The following is an 18882-nucleotide window of genomic DNA, read 5'->3' on the forward strand; positions in this document are numbered from 1 at the left end:
TATCAGTCTACCTCAAATTTGTAACCCACACCGTATACGGTTTGCAATCCCCAGTTCATCTCTTCCTGAGGCAGCTTGGCCCTTATTCGTTTAATGTGAGTATCAACTGTTCGAGTGTCTCCGTAATAATCACACCCCCAGACCCGATCAAGAATCTGTTCTCTGGAAAAGACTTGTCCCGGATTTGAGGCTAAAAGATATAATGTTTCCACCTCTTTTGGCGTTGAAATAATAACCTGATCATCGTATTTAACCTGATATTTTTTAAGACTGATTTCAAGATGCTCAAAGAATAATGTTGACGGCTTGCCATCTGCCACATTTTCCAAAATGCGTCTTCTTATTGCTTTAATTCGGGCAACAACTTCCCTGGGGCTAAATGGCTTTACAATATAATCATCAGCACCGAGTTCAAGTCCCAGTATGCGGTCAATTTCTTCACCCTTGGCAGTCAGCATTATAATTGGCACCGAGCTTGTTTTCCTGACTTCCTTGCACACTTCCAATCCATTTAATTTTGGCATCATAATGTCTAATATTATTAATGACGGCATAAAACATTTAATTTGTTTAAGTGCTTCTTCTCCGTCATAAGCTGACAAGCAGTTAAAATTTTCGTTTCTTAGATAGATTTTTAATGATTCATGAACTACCGGATCATCATCACATATTAAAATACTTATTCCTTGCATTTTTGCTCTTCCTTTATTTACTTTATGGCACTAACTACAATCAAACTTTTATGCCACAATAATAACATAATATATTTAACACCATAATCTGTCAACTTTATACACAAAAAACATATAAATCCAAGAAAAGCAGGTCGCTTTCTTGGATTTACTACATTATCATTGTATAAAACTTTTAAGTAACTACCAATTGTCATTTTCTTTTATAGTACAATAAGTAAACTTCAGATAATATAAAAATAATCATGCATGCAATAACAGTGTAAATTACAGCAGGATATTGACCGTCAAAGCCGCTTTTTGATGTGTGTTTTATGTAAATGCCTGCATATGCCCACAACATTACAAGACCGTATGCAATGTCCTTGTTAATAATCATGGTTAACGTTCCAATCAGCATACCTGTGATAATAATTATTACTGCCCATGTGGGTTCAGATATTCCAAATCCGTCCCATCCAATACTGACTAAAAGTGTTGTTGCATTGGCAATAGTTGCTACGGTAATCCAGCCAAAATAAACACTGAACGGAACATTTATAAACAACTTTTCCTTTGCTGTTAACCTTTCATTTTTTATTAAATAATTAATGAATATGAGGCAATCAAGGATTACTAACATCAGTACCATAGACAAAGGAATTTTGTTATAATGCCATGAAAATATCCAGGCTGCATTGGCAACAGATGATATTGAAAAAACTATTCCCACCTTGTTCAGCAGGTTTGCCTTGATGGTATCTGAATAATCCTGAAAAAATCCCAGCAGATAAAGTGTAAAGGCAGCCAATAACAAATAAATTAATCCCCATATAGAAAATGTTACTCCAGCAGGCGCAAACAAATTGGGATATGAATTGGAAACTTCACCTGTTGTTTGTCCATTAATGGGCAGAATATTAGCCAGAGCATTGACAACAATCATTATCAAAAATGTTACAACAACACTAATTTTAACAGAGCTTTTAACTTTATTAGCAAACATTTCAATTCCTCCTATTGGTATATTTAATCTTGAAATACCATTCTATTATTTTACATAATACCACCGCAATTTTTATCCTCTGAATAACTCATTGTCTTCAATTAAAATAAATACTTCCTGTAATTATTATATTCAATTAAAATCATAGTATATCTGAAAGGCATTGCAATCATTGAAAACATATGAAGCCAAGAAAGCAGATTGTTCTTGGCTTCATAATTTAATATTATTGAATAAATTGATTAATTCACATTTAAAACAGTGACTCCAACTATATCTTCATTTTCATCCAGCAATGTGAACATATTGTATTCATATTCCATCAGTTCAATTGGTTCTCCATCAATAAATTCACCGTTTTTCCTGTGAGCAGTAGTTGAAGTGAAGAATTTACCTAACGTTCTTTCAATATCGTTGCTGTAGTCATTGTCTGAAACGCCGCTCTGTCCATAGTAAACAGCATTTCTCATGCTTTCAGGAAGTTTAGTTCTGTCTATATTTATAAAGTATTTACCGTCTGCCTGTTCAATACTGTACGCTTTAGCCGGTATCTGGCTGATTTTGCTTAACTTTTCCGTCCTGTACTGTGCGAACTCTTTTTCAGATTCCGACTGTAATTTTTTCATGCTTTCGGAGGCTTTAATGATTACATATTTATGTTCACCTTCAGTTATATTTTCAGGCACTATGCAATAATAGTTCATTATATATGAATTATCATAAAACCTCACAATTGTATGCATATCCTGATAATATGTTTCACCTGTCTGATTGTTATAGCCTTCGTTCTTAATATTTCTTTTTTGATTATCCATCAGAAAAGCTGATCTGGCCATATATTCATCGTCAGAAAAGTCTTCCTGTCCGTTTGTACTGTAAGCTAATTTGTAATACACTTCCTTAATCTCCGGACTTAACTGACTGTAATAAAAATCAATTTTTAAACTTCCGTTTGATTTATACACCTTCACAGGCAAAACTTCATAATCTGCAACACCTGCATCATAAGCAGCCTGTGCAGAGACAACACCATTTTCAACCAATTTTTCAGACAACAAAACACTTTCACCCTTAACAGGCACCTTGAGTGTTCTATAAGAAAGCATCGCCATTTCATTTCTTCTGAACTCTAATGAGTTAAGTTTTCCGGCTTCTTCTTCAGTAATTATTCCTTTAGTCACTGCATAGTTCATAGCATCCAGATAACTGAAATCACCGTCACCATATCCTAAAGAACGCAGCATGAATGTTGTATAATCCCTGGCAATTGTTGTTTGACTAGAACCAAACAGATTGTTACCCAATCCTTTTGTATAACCCTTTTCGTACATGTAGCCAACAATGTTGTCAGCCCACTCAGGTACATCTGTAAAAGGATGTTCATAATTCTTTTCATTTGCTTCCTGTTCTGCTCCAAGCAGCCTCACCAGCATTGCTGCAGATTCAACACGTGTTGGTACCCTGTCAAGCTCGTACCCATTTTGTGTGCCATTAAAAAGCCCCATGGCATTAAGCTTGGAAGCTTCATTTGTGTAATCCATCCTGTTCTCAGCTAATGCTGTTTGAAACGAAAATAAGATTGCAACTACTAATAACAATAAAAAATATTTCTTTTTCATTTTATCCCCCTTGGTATTATAAATTTATTTTAAACATTATTAAAATGTCTATGACTATAACATGTGTTCAAGCACTTTAATTCCCCCAGCTCTCTCGATCCCTTCCATATATCCAGGCAACATCCAGTAGCTTTCTTTTATTTCATCATATAATGGAACAATACCTATCATAGGTTTTTTCATAGTTAGTCCTCCACAGTTATACATCTGCTTTCTTTTCTATCCCCAATTATACAAACACCTTGTCCATTATTCCATTCTCAAGATCATCAATGCTATAAATGTGTTCCATAAAATCGAATGTTTCTCTAAGGTTCCCTCTTGCCCTATTCCAAGCTGTCCCATCTGTAAACCATACAAAAGTGAATCCATCTACTGTATCAGCTTCTTGTGATTTTATAACTTCTAGCAGTTTCATTCAGTTTAGAACCACCAGAGTTTCCTCCATAAAAGTTTGTTTCAATTCCATATATCATGTTATCTGTCTTAACAACAAAATCAAATCTTTTTCTAGCTTTACCGTTATTTGATAATGCAGATAGATCAATATTCCATTTCTTTTCTATATCGGATAAATACATTTCCTTGTAGTACTCATTAACGTGTGACCTTTTAAGAAATTCCTCTATCAGATTTTCCATTTGATGTCCACCACGATTTTTTCTGCCATTTGAATCTAATCCAGTTTCTACACCCAGAACATAGTCAATCAAATTATTTACCAAATGTTTTTCTATTAAATTAAACAACCCCGTTTTTCTCATGAAAACTTTATACTGTTCAATACTGTAATTTCTTTTTTTAAAATCATATAAAAATGCACCTTCATCATCTTGCGCGTAAATTTCAGATTGTCTTACAGCAAGCAATAATGGGATGCACTTTAAAGTTTCTGGATATCGGTTAATTATGGTTTCAAACTCTTCTTCAATATTCTTAGAACCAATTAAAGAATTCAAAATATTTAATTCTATCTTGTACTTTGCAACATTTCTATATACTTTTTTGAAATCAATATAATAATCATATCCTGAAATACTAAATTTAAATTTTGATAACCACTCATCAAAGTTCCTATTAGTCATTAATTTTCTCCAATCTATTTTTTGTGATATTCAAATATTCTTCTACATTGTCAATACCAATAAATTGTCTCTTGAATTTCTTTGCGACTACTCCAGTAGTTCCAGAACCACAAAATGGATCTAGTATTACGTCATTCGCTAAAGTAGATGCTAATATTATTCTTTCTAATAAATATTCCGGTTTCTGAGTTGGATGTTTTCCTTCCCTTTTTTCAGATGGCTTAGTAAGACTCCCCTCCCAAACATCTTTCATTTGCTTACCATTATTCGCTTTTTTCATATCATGATAATTAAACAAATGCTTAGCATCGTTCTTTTTTGCCCACAAGACAGTCTCAGTCGAATGAGTAAAACATTTGCACGCTAAATTCGGAGGTGGGTTTGTTTTTTCCCAAGTAATATTGTTTATTATCTTATAACCCTCTTCTTCCAAAGCCATTCCAATGGAATATATATTATGCAGTGTTCCAGATATCCATATAGTTCCGTTTGGTTTTAAAACTCTTTTACACAGTTTTATCCACTTTTTGTTAAAACTGTGTTTCTCTTTGTAATTTTTGCCCTCATCCCATTCACCCTTGTTCACAGATACCATCTTTCCGCCTTTGCAAGTTATCCCATTATTGCTTAAAAAATAAGGAGGATCCGCAAATATCATATCTATGCTTTCAGACTTAATTCTCTTTAAGAGCTCGAAGCTATCCCCCAGATATAGCTGTGAATTGACACCTTCATAATATGGCTCAATCTTAGGTTTAATAAACTTGTCCATTAAATCGCTCCTAGTAGTTGTAAATAATTATTTCTTCGCCAACTCGATTATTTGCATCTGAGTTAATCATTCTTTTTACGCTTACTATATCAATTTTAATTTTTCTTTTATCAAATAACTCTTTATATAAATTAATTATAAAATCAGTGTTATGATTTGTAAGCATGCAATAGCAGCCATTATTTACTAACTTTTCAAATAGTACAGCTAATCGTTTATGGCTTTCTATATCAAATCCTTCTTTTGTATATGACTCAAAAGATGTAGGATTTATAGGGGCATAAGGACTATCGAAAAAAACAAAGTCTCCTTCTTTTGCATCATCACATGCTTTCTCAAAATCTCCATCCATTATTGTTATTGCCTTAAGATATTTAGAAATTTCCATTATATTATTAATTTCATAAGAATCTCTTATGCTATTATTATATGGCACATTAAACAGGCCCTTACCGTTAACGCGATATAGACCATTAAAACAATGTTTATTAATAAAGATAAACATCGCTGCAAGTTCAGCATCATACTGTTCCATCATAAGTTTATCATTATATTCATCTCTCTTTAGATAATAATATTCTTTTCCACCATCTTTAATATTATTATCTAAAACATCTATTAGTTTTATTAGTTCTAAAGGTGATTGTTGTATCTGTCTATAACAGTTTATTAATGACTTATTCAAATCATTAATTACTGCAGTTTTAGGTTGCAAATTAAATAATACTGCTCCCCCACCAACAAAAGGTTCAAAATATCTATTATATTTTACTGGCATTCTTTCGCCAATTTTATCTAACAATTGTCTCTTACCGCCAGCCCACTTGACAAATGGTGATATATTTAATTTATTCATTATTTTCTCCGTTTATAAATTCTAGCTATTTCATTATAATGTTTTTTGATTTTATAAACAACAAATATTAAAGTTTATTTTTCAAATACAAATATATACTCATGAGCTATTAGCAAAAAGTCGCTGCACTTTCCTATCCAAAACTTTGTTGATTTACAATTATGCTGTTCTTTAATAATTATTTCCTTTGACTTAAAACCAGAATTCAAAAAACATTCCATCACTTTAAATCCCAAAGGAATGACATTACCATTCTTACGCATATCACCCATCATTATTGCGCAAATTTTACCAGTTTTTAAAACCCTATATGCTTCCTCTGCAACTTTGTGCATTTCAATTATGAACTCAGAAAACTGCATCAAGGAGATATCTCTACCATTATCAACACTGTAATTAATAATATCTGCATAAGGAGGATGTGTACATATTAAATCAATGCTTTCATCTCTAATAAAGTTTAAGTTCCTTGCATCTCCATGAAGAAGATAAATTCTAATATTCTCATTATAATCAAATTTCAAGTTTGTTTTTGATTTTATTAATGATGAATCATTTACGTCAACACCAATACCATTTCTTCCTAATAATTTAGCTTCTACTAATGTTGTCCCACTACCAACAAATTGATCAAGGATCCACTCATTTGGAATGCTATATCTTAAAATAATATTCCTTGGTATATATGGAGACCAATTTCCACGAAAATCACCTGAATGAGTGGCCCATTTGCCCCTGTCTGGAAATGACCATAACGTAGTCGTTTCTAGACTAAAATTATCAGGTTGTAAATTAATTGACATTACCTCCCTTGTTTTAAATGGTTTTATGTACTCGAACATTAGTTCTGTATATAGTATATTCAACCATACCCTTCTTGTCAACTTAATTTTTTATAAACATGCACAAAAATGGATTGTTTAAATCAATCCATTTTCTTTTTTCTTTAAATATGCATTATTCCGTTCCATAACATATCACGTCCTGAGTAATTCCAATACCTTATATCTTGTTCAATAAAAAGCCATTTCAGTGTTTTTAAAATTAGTTCTGTAGTAAAACCTGTTTTAAAATTTAGTTTTTGATAATCATTGATAATTAAATCATTGCAGTTATAAACTTGTTTCATAAGTTCAAATAGTTCCTTATATAAATTTGGCTCAAACTTCTTTTTTAAAGATAAATCACTTATAATATCCTCATGTTTAGGATAGTTTCGATACCGCTGACCGAGTGTACTAAAATTTATATTTTCTATGCATACAAGAAAATCAAACCCATTATGCAAATTAGCTGGTCTTCTTAGATATATTCTATCACCATTTATTAGTGTTTCTACATAATATGTATATCTAGATGCTAACTCTCCACTTCCTTTCCCACATACTTCAGAAGCAAATTGTTCTACAACCCTCATACGGACTTCATTTCTTGAACCATTATTGCTAAATAAAATTGTAATATGATTTTCTGACATATTTCCTCCATTCAAATACTTAAATTAGTTTTATTATTGTGATTACATGCATAAACTATCAATTCACTTTCACCTTTTTCAAACACTAAAATTATTTTAATATTTCTTTGTTAATTTTATAAACTCTTAGTTTTTTTTTCTTTTTAAAATTCAAATTCAATAGCATATATAATTCATCCTTATATGCTAAAACTTGTGTATAAAAATGATTATATGCACTTCCGATTGCGCCATTGAATAATATCATTTCTGGTCTTGCACTCCCACAATTTAAAATGTGTTCATACGAAATCCCAGGATATTGATCAATATAATAAATTTTTTCAATTCCAGTTTGACATGCTTTTTTAGAACACAACTCACAAGGACTAGCTGTTGTAAATAAGCACCCACCCTTTACACCCATGCTACCTAAACTTATTACTTGAAGAAAAGCCATCTCTTCTGCGTGGATTGACCTAGTATACACTTGATTCTTTTCTTTTTTAAATGAGTTATATGCATCTTTAAAACAATATGAACACATTCGCCCAGATAATCGCTTAAAGTCAATATCTTTCGTACGTTCTTTTAGGAACTCTTTAAATTCTAAATTAGTGCGTTCATAAACACTCATTCCAACTTTGTCATCCTTATCATTCCTAATTAATGATTGCAAATCTCTTAAATTACATGGTACTTGATTTGAAGGGGCACTATTCCATCCTACAGATAAAATGTTATAGTCACGGTCCGTTATAACTGCTCCAACTTGTCGTGACAAACATCCAGAATTTAATTTAGAGTTGCATGCAATTTGCATACAAAATTCAATTTTTGTTGGATTAACTAAACCCGGGTGCATTATTAGACTTATATAACGAATAACTTGTTCTTTAGTATATGAGTAACTTCGAGTGGCTGAATTTTTGTTATTTATATGCACATCTGCAATTTCTATAGTCTTCTCTATATCTATTTTATAATAATCTTCAATTAAGTTATTTCTATTAGGATATTCTTTCTTATCTAGTTTATCAATTTCAGCTTTAGTAAAATTTATTTTCTGAAGGCGTTCCCTCCTTTCTTTATCGACTGAATTAATAGAAAACAAGTAGAATGAAGAATATCTATCTTTAAAAAAAGTAACTTCAAATGGATTTCTAAAAGCATCGATTACAACAAGTATTTTTTTCTTTTCTTTTATATTCCTTCTTCTTAAAATCTTTATGAGCATATTAACTCTTTGAGGCAATTTAAAAACATTTTCAGGTATAATATCATTGCTAAATGCATTTCCAGATGCACGTATATTGTCGCCTATAGTTTGTAAAATTCGTGTATATAGATCATCATTTCCAGTATTTATTATCATTCGCTTAAATTTTTCAAAAAACGATGGAACTTCTATAAAATAAAATGAATAAATATCATCATCTGCTGGTACATTTTCACCGTTCTCAGTTTGTTTTTTAGTTTCTTCTAAGAACTTAATCCTTTTTTTGTGCATTTCTTCGTATTCTTCACTTATATCACTCATATCAAGTATAGGATCAAAATTGATATGAATATAATCATTAAAGTCTTTAAGAGAATTTTCCAAAACAAATGTAAATATGACATTTTTCATTTCTATAACTTTAAATGGTTCCCAGTTTACCTTTGAATAATTATAAATAATCTCATATTGGCGTTTTTCATTACTGCCATCATTAACTGGTCTAGTTGGTTGTAGCTCTTCAAAAGTTTTAGATAATAAACTTGCAACAGTTGAACATCCAGAACCTGTTCTGCCAGTTAAACCAATTATTATGAAATCTTTCCTTTCTGAATAAAGTTTTTCTACTGCTTCACTGTTTAGTTCACTTAACATAATAATACTCCCTCCACAAATTTGTGATTTCATAAATACTATTTCACTATAAAAATCTATACTTCTTAATCACTTTCTTCTACAATTTTAATACTAAATCGATATACCAAATATAATACTACTTTTCTTTTAACACATATCTACACTTAGGATAATTACTGCACCCAATAAATGCACCGTATTTACCATTTCTTTCAACAAGATTTCCACTACATCTTGGACACTTTCCGGTTTCAGTTTTATACTTATACTCCTGAATATTTACAACATGTTCTTGTCTTGCAACCCTATCAGTGTTATTTGCATTAATAATACGTTGATATATGCTTGTTAATGCTGCTTCTGATATAATCCCTGTATCATACATTTTTATTATGCTAAGCAGTCCCAGACTGTACACAACATGCGATGTCACTTCTAGCTTCTTAAAATTAGCATTCAAGGTAAAGACTACTATTGGAATATACTTAACATCAGGATAATCAACAAGTAAATCTTGGAGAGCCTTAACATGTCCTTTGTTTTGCAATATAGGATTATAGAATTGATTTTTCGTCTTATAAATTACTTGTGTCCAATTTATACTGTTTTCATTACCAAATATCCAACCACTGTAATTTTTTGTTTCGATAACAAAGATCCCATAATTGGAAACTACAACATGATCAATTTGTGCTGTTTTTCCATTATTTGTTGGAATTAATACATCATTTATAACAATATACTTTTTCTTATTCAGAAGCTTCAGTATTACTCGAATAAAAAATTCTCCAAAGAAACCCTTAACTGTTGGCAAATTAAGTATAAAACCAGCTATTGCAATAGCAATTAGATAATACATAAATCCTCCAATTCAAATAATTTTATTTATAGAACACCAACACTATCCCACCATCACATTGCTGCTTGCTTTCTTCTTGATGAACTCTGGCATTTTGTTGTCCAGCTTCCACACTATGTTCATTGGTTTACTGCCCTTGTAAGTACTGAACTTCGCTGTTCCTAGGCAGTAGTATGGTTGAGTGACTCCATTTATGGATTTCTTCTCCCTCACAAAGAGCATAACCTTGCTGTTCATGGATTCATGGTTTATGTATCTTTGACCTGTTTGAGAAGTATCTGTTGTTCCACTCTGGGATTGCCAGTGGAAATATTCATCATCTATGGCGTAATCGTCATACATTGTTGTTTCAGAGTAGTCCTTTTCTGACTTGTTCAATGTTATGAAGAATATATCAGTCTTTTTATCCTTCAGGTACAATACGCCTTCCCTGAAAGATGATTTCTTGTCAGGTTTATTTTCTTCTAATGCTGCCAAGATTTCAGCCATGGAGTATTGGCAGTGGAGCTTCAACGGACATGGATAATCCAAGTCTAAACTTTGCTCCTTGAAATCTATGTTGTCTTTGTTGTATCCAAGCACTGAAATGATTTCTTTACATAGAAAGTCACATTGCTTCAATTTTGCAATACTGTCTTCAAAGGAAGCAAAGTTCATGACATTGAGAGAATCCTGCCAAATGGTGTAGTAAAACATGTTTAGCATTAACTTTTCATTTTGATCTAAGTCTTGATAACTGAAGCTATCAGATTTTAAAATTTTGACAATAAACTCTATCCAATCCATGGAGTCTATGTGCAGCAATCTCTGCATAGCTTTTGATTCTTTGCTGTATATGTCAGAATCGAAATTTATTGCACCAACTTGTCCACAGAAATGTGAAAAACTATTTAGTTTGTACACATCTTTTAGTTCCATGTTGTATTCTTTGCAGAACTCAACCACATTCAGATGTTTTCTTCCTGCTGCGTAATCACGAACCTTGTTTGTTATAGATCTTTTATTTAGTATTACATTCTTAATACTTTCCAATATATGTTCCTTGGCCACTCGTTCCAGCTGTATGAAACATCCTTTAGGAAGATTAGGAAATTCATTTAATATTTCTTTATATATTGAATTGCCAGTGTTTCCTGTTAACGCCCTAAACTTTTTCTCGTAAACGTCATAGCTTTTGTTAGCCTGCCCTACAAAATCAAGCACGGTCAAGCAATCCTTGCCTTCTTCAAGCCTTAATCCTCTTCCTAGTTGCTGTAGAAAAACCGTGATGCTTTCAGTGGGTCTTAAAAAAAGCACTGTGTCTACTGAAGGTATGTCAACGCCTTCATTGTACAAGTCCACTACAAAAATAAAATTGATTGCTCCATTTTCAAGATTTGATTTAGCATTGTCTCTTTGATTATCGTCAGATTCAGAAGTAAGGTATATTGATGAAATACCTACACTGTTGAAAAATTTGCTCATGAACTGTGCATGTAGCTGACTCACGCAAAATCCCAGCCCCTTTACTTGTTGAATGTCCTTTGCATATTTTTCAAGACTCCTAACCACAAGCTCTGCTCTTTGGTTGTCCTTGGTATATATCTTTTCAAGTTCAGTGACATCGTAACCGCCTCTTCTCCACTTGATACCCTTTAATGTTTCAGTATCTGTAACGGCAAAGTAATTGAATGGGCAGAGCATCTTTCTGTTTATTGCTTCTCCCAAACGAATTTCTGCAGCAATTCTGTTATCAAAATATTCAGTTACATCTTTTCCATCCATTCTTTCAGGAGTAGCAGTCATTCCCAGTAGTATCTTAGGTTTAACATATTCCAATAATTTTCTGTAGCTTGGTGCCGACGAATGATGAAATTCATCTATTACAACATAATCATAGTAATCTTCCCTGACATTTTCAGTAAATTCCTTTGAATTGTACATCTGTATTGAAACAAACAGGTGTTCCTTTTGTGTAGGGACATATTCTCCCACCCACTTGTCTCCAAAGTTTCTGTCTTTTAAAACCTTTCTGTAGCAGTCGATGCTTTGCTCCAGTATCTCTTTTCTGTGTGCAACAAAAAGAAGTCTGTTAGCTGACTTTGGGTTGTTCTTCACAAACCTTTTATAGTCAAATGCAGAAATTACAGTCTTGCCCGTTCCGGTTGCTGCAACTATTAAATTTCTGTAGCGATTGTGGATTTCTCTTTCAGCCTGAAGCTTATCTAGTATTTCTATCTGATGAGAAAATAGAATTATGTCAAAGTTGAATTCCTTATCCCTTTGAATATTATTTTTGTTTGCGCTAAGTGATATTTTCAGTTTTTCTCTGTCGCTCTCATCATCTTTGTTGAACGTGCTAAACTCATTGTCATGCCAATAGGATTCAAATGTTGCGCTGAATTTTTTGATAATGTCTTTAGATGTGTATTCAGATATTTTAAGGTTCCATTCCAATCCGCTTGTCAATGCTGCATTTGAAAGATTTGACGAACCTATATATGCTGTTGAAAATTCAGTGTTTCTGTAAAACATATATGACTTGGAATGTAATCTGGTTCTTTTTGTGTCATAGGATATTTTTATTTCAGTATTGGGGAGTTTGGACAGTTCAAAAATTGCCTTGTAGTCCGAGGCACCCATGTATGATGTTGTTATTATTCTTAGTTTTTTAGATTTTGTGAATTTATTTAGGGCTTCGATTATTTGAGACAGGCCGCTCCATTTTATAAAGGATACGAGCATGTCTATTCTGTCTGATGTGTTAATTTCCTTGATTAGTTCGCTTCCGAGGGATGGTTCGTTCTGGGCACCGGTAAATAATGAATTGGCGGCTATGGATATGATCGGTCTGATTTTTTTGTTAGTGTAGTCGTCTATTAGAGTTGTTTCCATTTTGTCCAGCATGGCAAGCAGTAGCTTTGCGTATTCGCTGATTATGAATTCATCAAAATCGCCGATATCAATTTCCTCCATCAGCATTTTGATGATTTTATTGCATACATCAATCTGGACATTGAGCTTGTCTTCTCCTGTTATTCTGCTCAACGCCTTAGTTATGACTTTAGCCATGTATCCGGAAAGCACTGAACTGCCTTCCTCCTTGTCAATGCCCTTTGTGTGGAAATAGCTGCTGTTTCCAAGAGCATTCATGTCATTGGTAATATTTTTGTTTATTACCGATTCGTATATTCCCTTACTAAGTTTCATCCCCCGACCCCTTGTAAGAACATCATTATCTATATTTTGTATAAATTATGTAACGTTTACATTTAGCTAATACCATTATACAACTTAAACTGTACCATAAACAGGACAGTGATAATTTTTTACGAAAATTTTATTTTTACAAACAACTTCACCTTTTATTATACAATATTTTACAAGATATTCCAAACTATTTTTAAACTTTTTATATATCCCAATAATCTGGTGCTGTTCAAATTTTGAAATTATTAAATTTCAACATAAAATATTGAAATTTTAAATGTTTTCTAGTTGGGAATTTATATATTATTGATTCGCAACATTTAAAAAACATGAATAAATAACTAAATTAGTTACGAAAAAATTGACAATCCTATATCATATATTTTATAATAAAATTACCTAATACGGATAATATTGCATACGACTTATTGCAGTGGAAATTAAGTAGAATGTTTAATTCTTTTAATTTAGTTTTGTGATAGTAATAAGTAGCGAGTTAGGGTGAGATTGGGACGCGGAGAAGTGTAGCCTTTATATGGACACTTGGGCTATATGGAGCTAATAGTGTAACCGTCCCTCTAAAAAATACTTAGGGGGTAACAAATGAAAAAAGTCATATCAATTATTTTAGTATTCGTATTTCTGTTAGCTATGCAAACGATAGCAATAGCAGCGCCAGCTCCAAAAACAGTAGATGTGTTACTTGATGCATCTTCTACTACCATCAAAGTAGGACAAGTAGTTACTTTAACAGCAATTACTGATAAACAAGGTTCCGGTTATATTGATTCATGGGATGAAGCTGAAAAAATCGATACAATACATGATACAGAAGCAGAAACTTATGTATCTACTGCAAAATTTACTGGAATTACACCAGGCACTTATACCATTACTTATGAAATAACAATGAGTTCCGGTAAAAGTGATGTTACATTTAATGGAGTTAAAAGTGTAGAAATCACAGTCGTACAAGATTCAAAGATTAAAGGAGCTGCCATATATAATGTAAAAGTTACACCGACATATAATCCTAATGGTCATTTAACCGGATATGATGCCGAAGGAGATTTGTACGCTGTTTGGGATAATGGTGACGAAACATACTATGGCAAAGTTGAATTTAACTTTAGTCCTAATCAAGAGTCAAGAAACTATGATGTAATAATTGAAGGCGTTACATACACTGTGAAGGATATTCAACGACCTGCTAATTAAAACCAAAAAAGACATTGAAGCCCATCACACTTCAATGTCTTATTTTTTATAAATGATGCGCTTTACCCTTATTATATTTCTAATTATTATTTTATAATTTGTATTTCTTCTTTATTTGCAATATTATCAATTACTGTATAATCCTTTATAGGATTATCAAGAATACTTATTCTTTTTAAATTATGCAATTCTGACAATACGCTTATATCAGTAATTTTATTATTAGGCACCATTATATTTTCTAGATTAGCAAATTCTTTTAAGTCAGAAATATCATTTAAGTTTCCATTAACAATCCACAAAGATATTAAATTTTTATTGTTTTTTAAATATTTTAAGCTGCTGATTTCAGTTTCACTAAAATATACAGTTTCTAATTTATTTAAATCTTCCAAAACTGTAGGATCTTCAAATTTAGAATTCAAAATTTTTAGCCATTCTAAATTTTCTAAATTACTAAAGCTTTCGTCTTTACCAATGAAATTATCAATCATATCCAGACTATCTAAATTATTTAAACTATTAATATTTTTTAATCCTCCTGAAACATGTAAGTATCTAAGATTATTTAAATTTTTAAACTTAGACATATCCAATACTGCAGGTTCACCTGAGATGTTTGATATGTCAATAAAAGCTAAAGTCTCTATAATATTTTTGTCATTATCTGATATTAAGTATAATTCATCAATATTTAAATTACATTCGAATAAATCTAAAGACTTTAAATAGTTAAATTTATTTAATGCAGAAATATTGGTGATATTACTATTTTGAATTATTAAAGATTCTAAATTTGTTAATTCTGAGATTGTATTAATATCAATATTTGAAATGCTATTTCTATAACCAATATTAGCTGACGGGCCAATATAGCTAAGATCCAGTGTTCTGAGCTGTGATAAATTATTTAACGGTTTTAGATCTTCTATATAATTATCAGATATATCAAGGTTTGTTAAATTACCGTAATTCTCTATACCGGATAAATTTTGAATCTTATTAAAGCTAAGATTTAATAAAATTATGTTTGAACTATTTTTATATGTATGTATAGAATCTATTTCATTATTATAAATAGAAATTTCACTTAGATTATTAAAATTATCAATATCCTTCATAGATGTTATTAAACCTGTCTTATTTTGATATTCTTCAGGTATTTCACATTCTTTTATGTTTGTTTCTATTTTCCAATTAGAACTTATTTTAAGTTTTGTAATATCATTTAAATCCCTTATATATATATCTTTATCAAAATTATTTAAATAATATCTCATTAGTGCTTCAAAATTTTTATCTTCCCATACTATTACAGAATTATCATTGTCAGATGTATTACTTATGGCAGCATTGTTGCTTTTTGAATTACATGAACAAAGGAATATCATCATTAATACTAATACAATAATAAAAATTTTTTTCATTTAAATCCCCCCCTATATACGGCTATAATTTATCTGATAATTTTTTAATCCTCCAAGACAAAAAGATTTTTTTCGTAATCCTTTACAAAATATCTTTTGCCTTTTTGAATTATAGTATGGCCCTCCATCTCAAGAAGCATCCTTTGATTGTCAATACCATCAGGATATTTTTCATTGAGCTCACCATCTTTTTTTAAAGTTCTCCAGTACGGAGTTTCATCTATTTTTCGTTCAACCGAAGCACGAGCAGCTATGTTCATGAATATGCCCGCAGTTAAAGGGCATGTAAAATCGGCATTGTGCTTTCTTGCCAAATAATTACGTACATAATCTGCTGTAATTAACTTGCCATATGGGACCCTTCTCATGATTTCGTCATAAGCAATGGGAGGTGCAATAAGCATTTTAGTACCTCTATACATTGAAATAGTTTTTGGATCAGTAATTTCAATTACTGTTGGCATATCCTTTGAGTCATGTAACTTTTCATTAAATGATTTCTTTGTCATATTTTATCCTCCATTTAATTTGACTTCACATTTATGGCTACTAAAAACACGCAATAATTTCATCTTTTATTATACAATTATCATACTATACTTTTTCCATTTATTACGCTAATACATTTCTGAAAGTCTTTTATAATACTCATCCTCAGGAATATCTGCTATGTCATTTTGTGATTCATCAATTGGAGTGTCTCATGAAGGTTTCCAGTTAGAAGTAGTGCTGTTATAAAAACACTCATATATATCGCCTTCATTTAATCCAACAAATGAGCCCACACATCTTGAATCTACCATTGTTTTAACCCAGACGTCAGCTCCGCAGTTCCTTATGTCAGCCCATACGTTATGGCCTGCAAAACCTCCAATGCCCATTGGCATATCCACATCATCATAAATTTTATCACATGTGACAATTCCGCTTACAGAACTGTTTGTAACAATAGTCCTGTGATTGGAGCCTATCAGGCCTCCAACCCAGTCTTCACCATAGACTTCTACATTAGCCTTGCAGTTTATAATTTCACTGCAAAGCGAACTGTCATCTGTTTTATAATCATATGTTGTCTCTCCCACAAGCCCGCCTACATTACCGATTCCTTTTACAGATCCGCTGACATAACAGTTTTCTACAATTGCACTTAACATTCTGCCGGCAAGAATTCCTGATGATACGTTATAAAAATTATTTTCATAAACTATATTCGCATTTTCAATATTCAAATTATTCACATGAGCACCATTTCCTAAGACGGAGAAAAATCCTAAATATTCACCCATTTCATTTGATTCACTGGATTTCCCCACACAATTCAGGTTGGATATCGTGAAGTTATTTCCTTCGAAGGTTCCTGTGAATCCCATGTTGTTTGGATTTCTTTCATCAAGATAACTCATGTACGATTTGCTTATTCCAATGGGTGTAAATTCCGCATTGCTCATATCTATGTCTTTTGTGAGTGTGTAAGAAGCATTCATTTCATTATATACTTCACTGTTTACTCTTTCAGACATAGCAAGAATATCATCCGGGCTACTGATTTCATATGTTTTTTGAGCAAACAAATCACCGTATCCATTTTCAGTGTATATCTTTTTTGCATTTTCTAAATCTTTTATATTTTCAATATTTTTTATTCGAAATCTCTGTTCTCCTGCCTTTATTTTATCTGCAAGAACAGCTGGAATTTCATCCTCTGTGAGATAACATGGTTCTACTGTGTATATTACAGGGTAAAGCCAATGTCTGATACCATCTTCATCAGCAATAAACCGTCCATAGAGCACGCTTATATCTTCAACGCTGTCGTTAATTTCAAATGGCTCCAGAATTATATCCTTATATTGATCCAAATAACCGGCATAAGTAATATTCTCTTTTTCTATAATTACATCGTCACTGAAAAACAAAGGTGCAAAATCATAAATTTGTTCATATGGCATTGAAAATATATTATCCTTGATGAATTCTTCATCTTTGCCATATTCATGTAACATGCCCATAGCAAAGAACCCGGGCACATAAGGGTCTAAGTTTATGCCCAGTGCATATTTTTCATACAATCTTGTTAATTCGTGAAGATTGGAATAATCAACCTCAGCCTTTAAAACAGGTATTTCTTCTTCAGCTGGTTTATTTGTTTCGATATCTTTGTCTGTTATACTGCATGAGCAAAGAAGCAGCAATACTACCAGTATAAATATTATTTTATTTTTCATATATCCCCCAATACTAAAAATAATTTAAATATGAGATTCTTCAGGCTGCGCCTTCAGAATGACAATACTATGGTGCAATTTGATTTTAACATATTTTGGGTAATTTTGAAATGTGAAAGAAGTATAAAGAATAAACAATTTATAGTTGGGGTGGTTGTGAGAAGAAATGCGGGAGGACACGAGGTCCTCCCCTACAACAACGTATTCGCATGTTATTTTTTGGATGGTGAACATGTTATTTATTTGGGGAATGTTAATTGAGGTTTAGGTTAATTTTTGTGGCGGGGGTGGTTGGTGGAAGGAATGCGGGAGGACACGAGGTCCTCCCCTACAATATCGCATTTGTATGTTATTTTTTGGATGGTGAACATGTTATTTATTTGGGGAATGTTAATTGAGGTTTAGGTTAATTTTTGTGGCGGGGGTGGTTGTTAGCGCAATTGCGGGAGGACACGAGGTCCTCCCCTACAATATCGCATTTGTATGTTATTTTTTTGGATGGTGAACATGTTATTTATTCGGGAATGTTAATTGAGGTTTAGGTTAATTTTTGTAGAGGGGGTGGTTGTTGGCGCAATTGCGGGAGGACACGAGGTCCTCCCCTACAATTTGGCTGAATTGTGATTTAGCATAAACAAAAAGGA

At 32.1% G+C, this 18882-nt stretch carries 14 protein-coding genes, 2 pseudogenes and 1 riboswitch; of the genes and pseudogenes, 1 reads left to right on the top strand and 15 read right to left on the bottom strand.

Annotated elements, in window-relative coordinates; genetic code table 11:
• Window positions 1–2: 2 nt before the first annotated feature.
• The 12 genes and pseudogenes from LY60_RS01140 to LY60_RS01195 form a co-directional block, all read right to left on the bottom strand.
• Window positions 3–692: a response regulator transcription factor gene (locus tag LY60_RS01140; RefSeq protein ID WP_145078817.1), complete on the bottom strand. Its 690-nt coding sequence runs from the start codon at window positions 690–692 to the stop codon at window positions 3–5.
• 193 nt (window positions 693–885) lie between these two features.
• The gene (locus LY60_RS01145) at window positions 886–1677 is read right to left on the bottom strand and encodes a tryptophan-rich sensory protein (protein WP_145078820.1); all 792 of its coding nucleotides are present in this window, start codon (window positions 1675–1677) and stop codon (window positions 886–888) included.
• 242 nt (window positions 1678–1919) lie between these two features.
• Window positions 1920–3296, bottom strand: coding sequence for a hypothetical protein (locus LY60_RS01150; RefSeq protein ID WP_145078824.1), 1377 nt, complete (start codon window positions 3294–3296; stop codon window positions 1920–1922).
• A 69-nt stretch (window positions 3297–3365) separates the two neighbouring features.
• Window positions 3366–3479 (bottom strand): annotated as a pseudogene (locus LY60_RS01155) (gamma-glutamyl-gamma-aminobutyrate hydrolase family protein); the annotation flags it as partial.
• Between the two features lie 46 nt (window positions 3480–3525).
• Window positions 3526–4381: pseudogene (locus LY60_RS01160) on the bottom strand (type II restriction endonuclease).
• Window positions 4374–5153 (bottom strand): DNA-methyltransferase, encoded by a 780-nt coding sequence (locus LY60_RS01165; RefSeq protein ID WP_145078829.1) that lies wholly within the window; start codon window positions 5151–5153, stop codon window positions 4374–4376. Before LY60_RS01165 ends, LY60_RS01160 begins: the two are co-directional and overlap by 8 nt.
• A 10-nt stretch (window positions 5154–5163) precedes the next feature.
• Window positions 5164–6009 (bottom strand): DNA adenine methylase, encoded by an 846-nt coding sequence (locus LY60_RS01170; RefSeq protein ID WP_145078832.1) that lies wholly within the window; start codon window positions 6007–6009, stop codon window positions 5164–5166.
• Between the two features lie 74 nt (window positions 6010–6083).
• Window positions 6084–6851 (bottom strand): TRM11 family SAM-dependent methyltransferase, encoded by a 768-nt coding sequence (locus LY60_RS01175; protein ID WP_145078835.1) that lies wholly within the window; start codon window positions 6849–6851, stop codon window positions 6084–6086.
• 104 nt (window positions 6852–6955) lie between these two features.
• Window positions 6956–7486 (bottom strand): DNA adenine methylase, encoded by a 531-nt coding sequence (locus LY60_RS01180; RefSeq protein WP_145078838.1) that lies wholly within the window; start codon window positions 7484–7486, stop codon window positions 6956–6958.
• Window positions 7487–7577: 91 nt separating this feature from the next.
• Window positions 7578–9338: a hypothetical protein gene (locus LY60_RS01185; RefSeq protein WP_170226064.1), complete on the bottom strand. Its 1761-nt coding sequence runs from the start codon at window positions 9336–9338 to the stop codon at window positions 7578–7580.
• A gap of 118 nt (window positions 9339–9456) precedes the next feature.
• A complete protein-coding gene (locus LY60_RS01190; RefSeq protein ID WP_145078844.1) occupies window positions 9457–10179 on the bottom strand; it encodes an NERD domain-containing protein in 723 nt (240 codons plus the stop codon).
• 42 nt (window positions 10180–10221) lie between these two features.
• On the bottom strand, window positions 10222–13368 hold the full coding sequence (locus LY60_RS01195) for a DEAD/DEAH box helicase (RefSeq protein WP_145078847.1): 3147 nt from the start codon (window positions 13366–13368) through the stop codon (window positions 10222–10224).
• Between the two features lie 501 nt (window positions 13369–13869).
• Window positions 13870–13953: riboswitch (cyclic di-GMP riboswitch) on the top strand.
• An 18-nt stretch (window positions 13954–13971) separates the two neighbouring features.
• Here LY60_RS01195 and LY60_RS01200 point away from each other — a divergent pair.
• Complete coding sequence (locus LY60_RS01200; RefSeq protein ID WP_145078850.1) at window positions 13972–14586, top strand: hypothetical protein; 615 nt, start codon at window positions 13972–13974, stop codon at window positions 14584–14586.
• A gap of 86 nt (window positions 14587–14672) precedes the next feature.
• On the opposite strand, the gene LY60_RS01205 is transcribed toward LY60_RS01200, so the two are convergent.
• The 3 genes from LY60_RS01205 to LY60_RS01215 form a co-directional block, all read right to left on the bottom strand.
• Window positions 14673–16013 carry a leucine-rich repeat domain-containing protein gene (locus LY60_RS01205; protein ID WP_145078853.1) on the bottom strand — a complete coding sequence of 447 codons (1341 nt, stop codon included), beginning with the start codon at window positions 16011–16013 and terminating at the stop codon, window positions 14673–14675.
• Window positions 16014–16057: 44 nt separating this feature from the next.
• Window positions 16058–16522, bottom strand: a complete 465-nt coding sequence (locus LY60_RS01210; protein WP_145078856.1) for an MGMT family protein — start codon at window positions 16520–16522, stop codon at window positions 16058–16060.
• Window positions 16523–16714: 192 nt separating this feature from the next.
• Window positions 16715–18238 (bottom strand): GLUG motif-containing protein, encoded by a 1524-nt coding sequence (locus tag LY60_RS01215; RefSeq protein ID WP_145078859.1) that lies wholly within the window; start codon window positions 18236–18238, stop codon window positions 16715–16717.
• Window positions 18239–18882: the final 644 nt, after the last annotated feature.

The sequence above is a fragment of the Sedimentibacter saalensis genome (assembly GCF_007830175.1).
GTDB classification, from domain to species: Bacteria; Bacillota; Clostridia; order Tissierellales; family Sedimentibacteraceae; genus Sedimentibacter; species Sedimentibacter saalensis.

Excerpts from the sequence above, each read along its gene's own strand:
- LY60_RS01140 (WP_145078817.1), bottom strand. The coding sequence starts at position 692 with ATGCAAGGAATAAGTATTTTAATATGTGATGATGATCCGGTAGTTCAT.
- LY60_RS01145 (WP_145078820.1), bottom strand. The coding sequence starts at position 1,677 with ATGTTTGCTAATAAAGTTAAAAGCTCTGTTAAAATTAGTGTTGTTGTA.
- LY60_RS01150 (WP_145078824.1), bottom strand. The coding sequence starts at position 3,296 with ATGAAAAAGAAATATTTTTTATTGTTATTAGTAGTTGCAATCTTATTT.
- LY60_RS01165 (WP_145078829.1), bottom strand. The coding sequence starts at position 5,153 with ATGGACAAGTTTATTAAACCTAAGATTGAGCCATATTATGAAGGTGTC.
- LY60_RS01170 (WP_145078832.1), bottom strand. The coding sequence starts at position 6,009 with ATGAATAAATTAAATATATCACCATTTGTCAAGTGGGCTGGCGGTAAG.
- LY60_RS01175 (WP_145078835.1), bottom strand. The coding sequence starts at position 6,851 with ATGTTCGAGTACATAAAACCATTTAAAACAAGGGAGGTAATGTCAATT.
- LY60_RS01180 (WP_145078838.1), bottom strand. The coding sequence starts at position 7,486 with ATGTCAGAAAATCATATTACAATTTTATTTAGCAATAATGGTTCAAGA.
- LY60_RS01185 (WP_170226064.1), bottom strand. The coding sequence starts at position 9,338 with ATGTTAAGTGAACTAAACAGTGAAGCAGTAGAAAAACTTTATTCAGAA.
- LY60_RS01190 (WP_145078844.1), bottom strand. The coding sequence starts at position 10,179 with ATGTATTATCTAATTGCTATTGCAATAGCTGGTTTTATACTTAATTTG.
- LY60_RS01195 (WP_145078847.1), bottom strand. The coding sequence starts at position 13,368 with ATGAAACTTAGTAAGGGAATATACGAATCGGTAATAAACAAAAATATT.
- LY60_RS01200 (WP_145078850.1), top strand. The coding sequence starts at position 13,972 with ATGAAAAAAGTCATATCAATTATTTTAGTATTCGTATTTCTGTTAGCT.
- LY60_RS01205 (WP_145078853.1), bottom strand. The coding sequence starts at position 16,013 with ATGAAAAAAATTTTTATTATTGTATTAGTATTAATGATGATATTCCTT.
- LY60_RS01210 (WP_145078856.1), bottom strand. The coding sequence starts at position 16,522 with ATGACAAAGAAATCATTTAATGAAAAGTTACATGACTCAAAGGATATG.
- LY60_RS01215 (WP_145078859.1), bottom strand. The coding sequence starts at position 18,238 with ATGAAAAATAAAATAATATTTATACTGGTAGTATTGCTGCTTCTTTGC.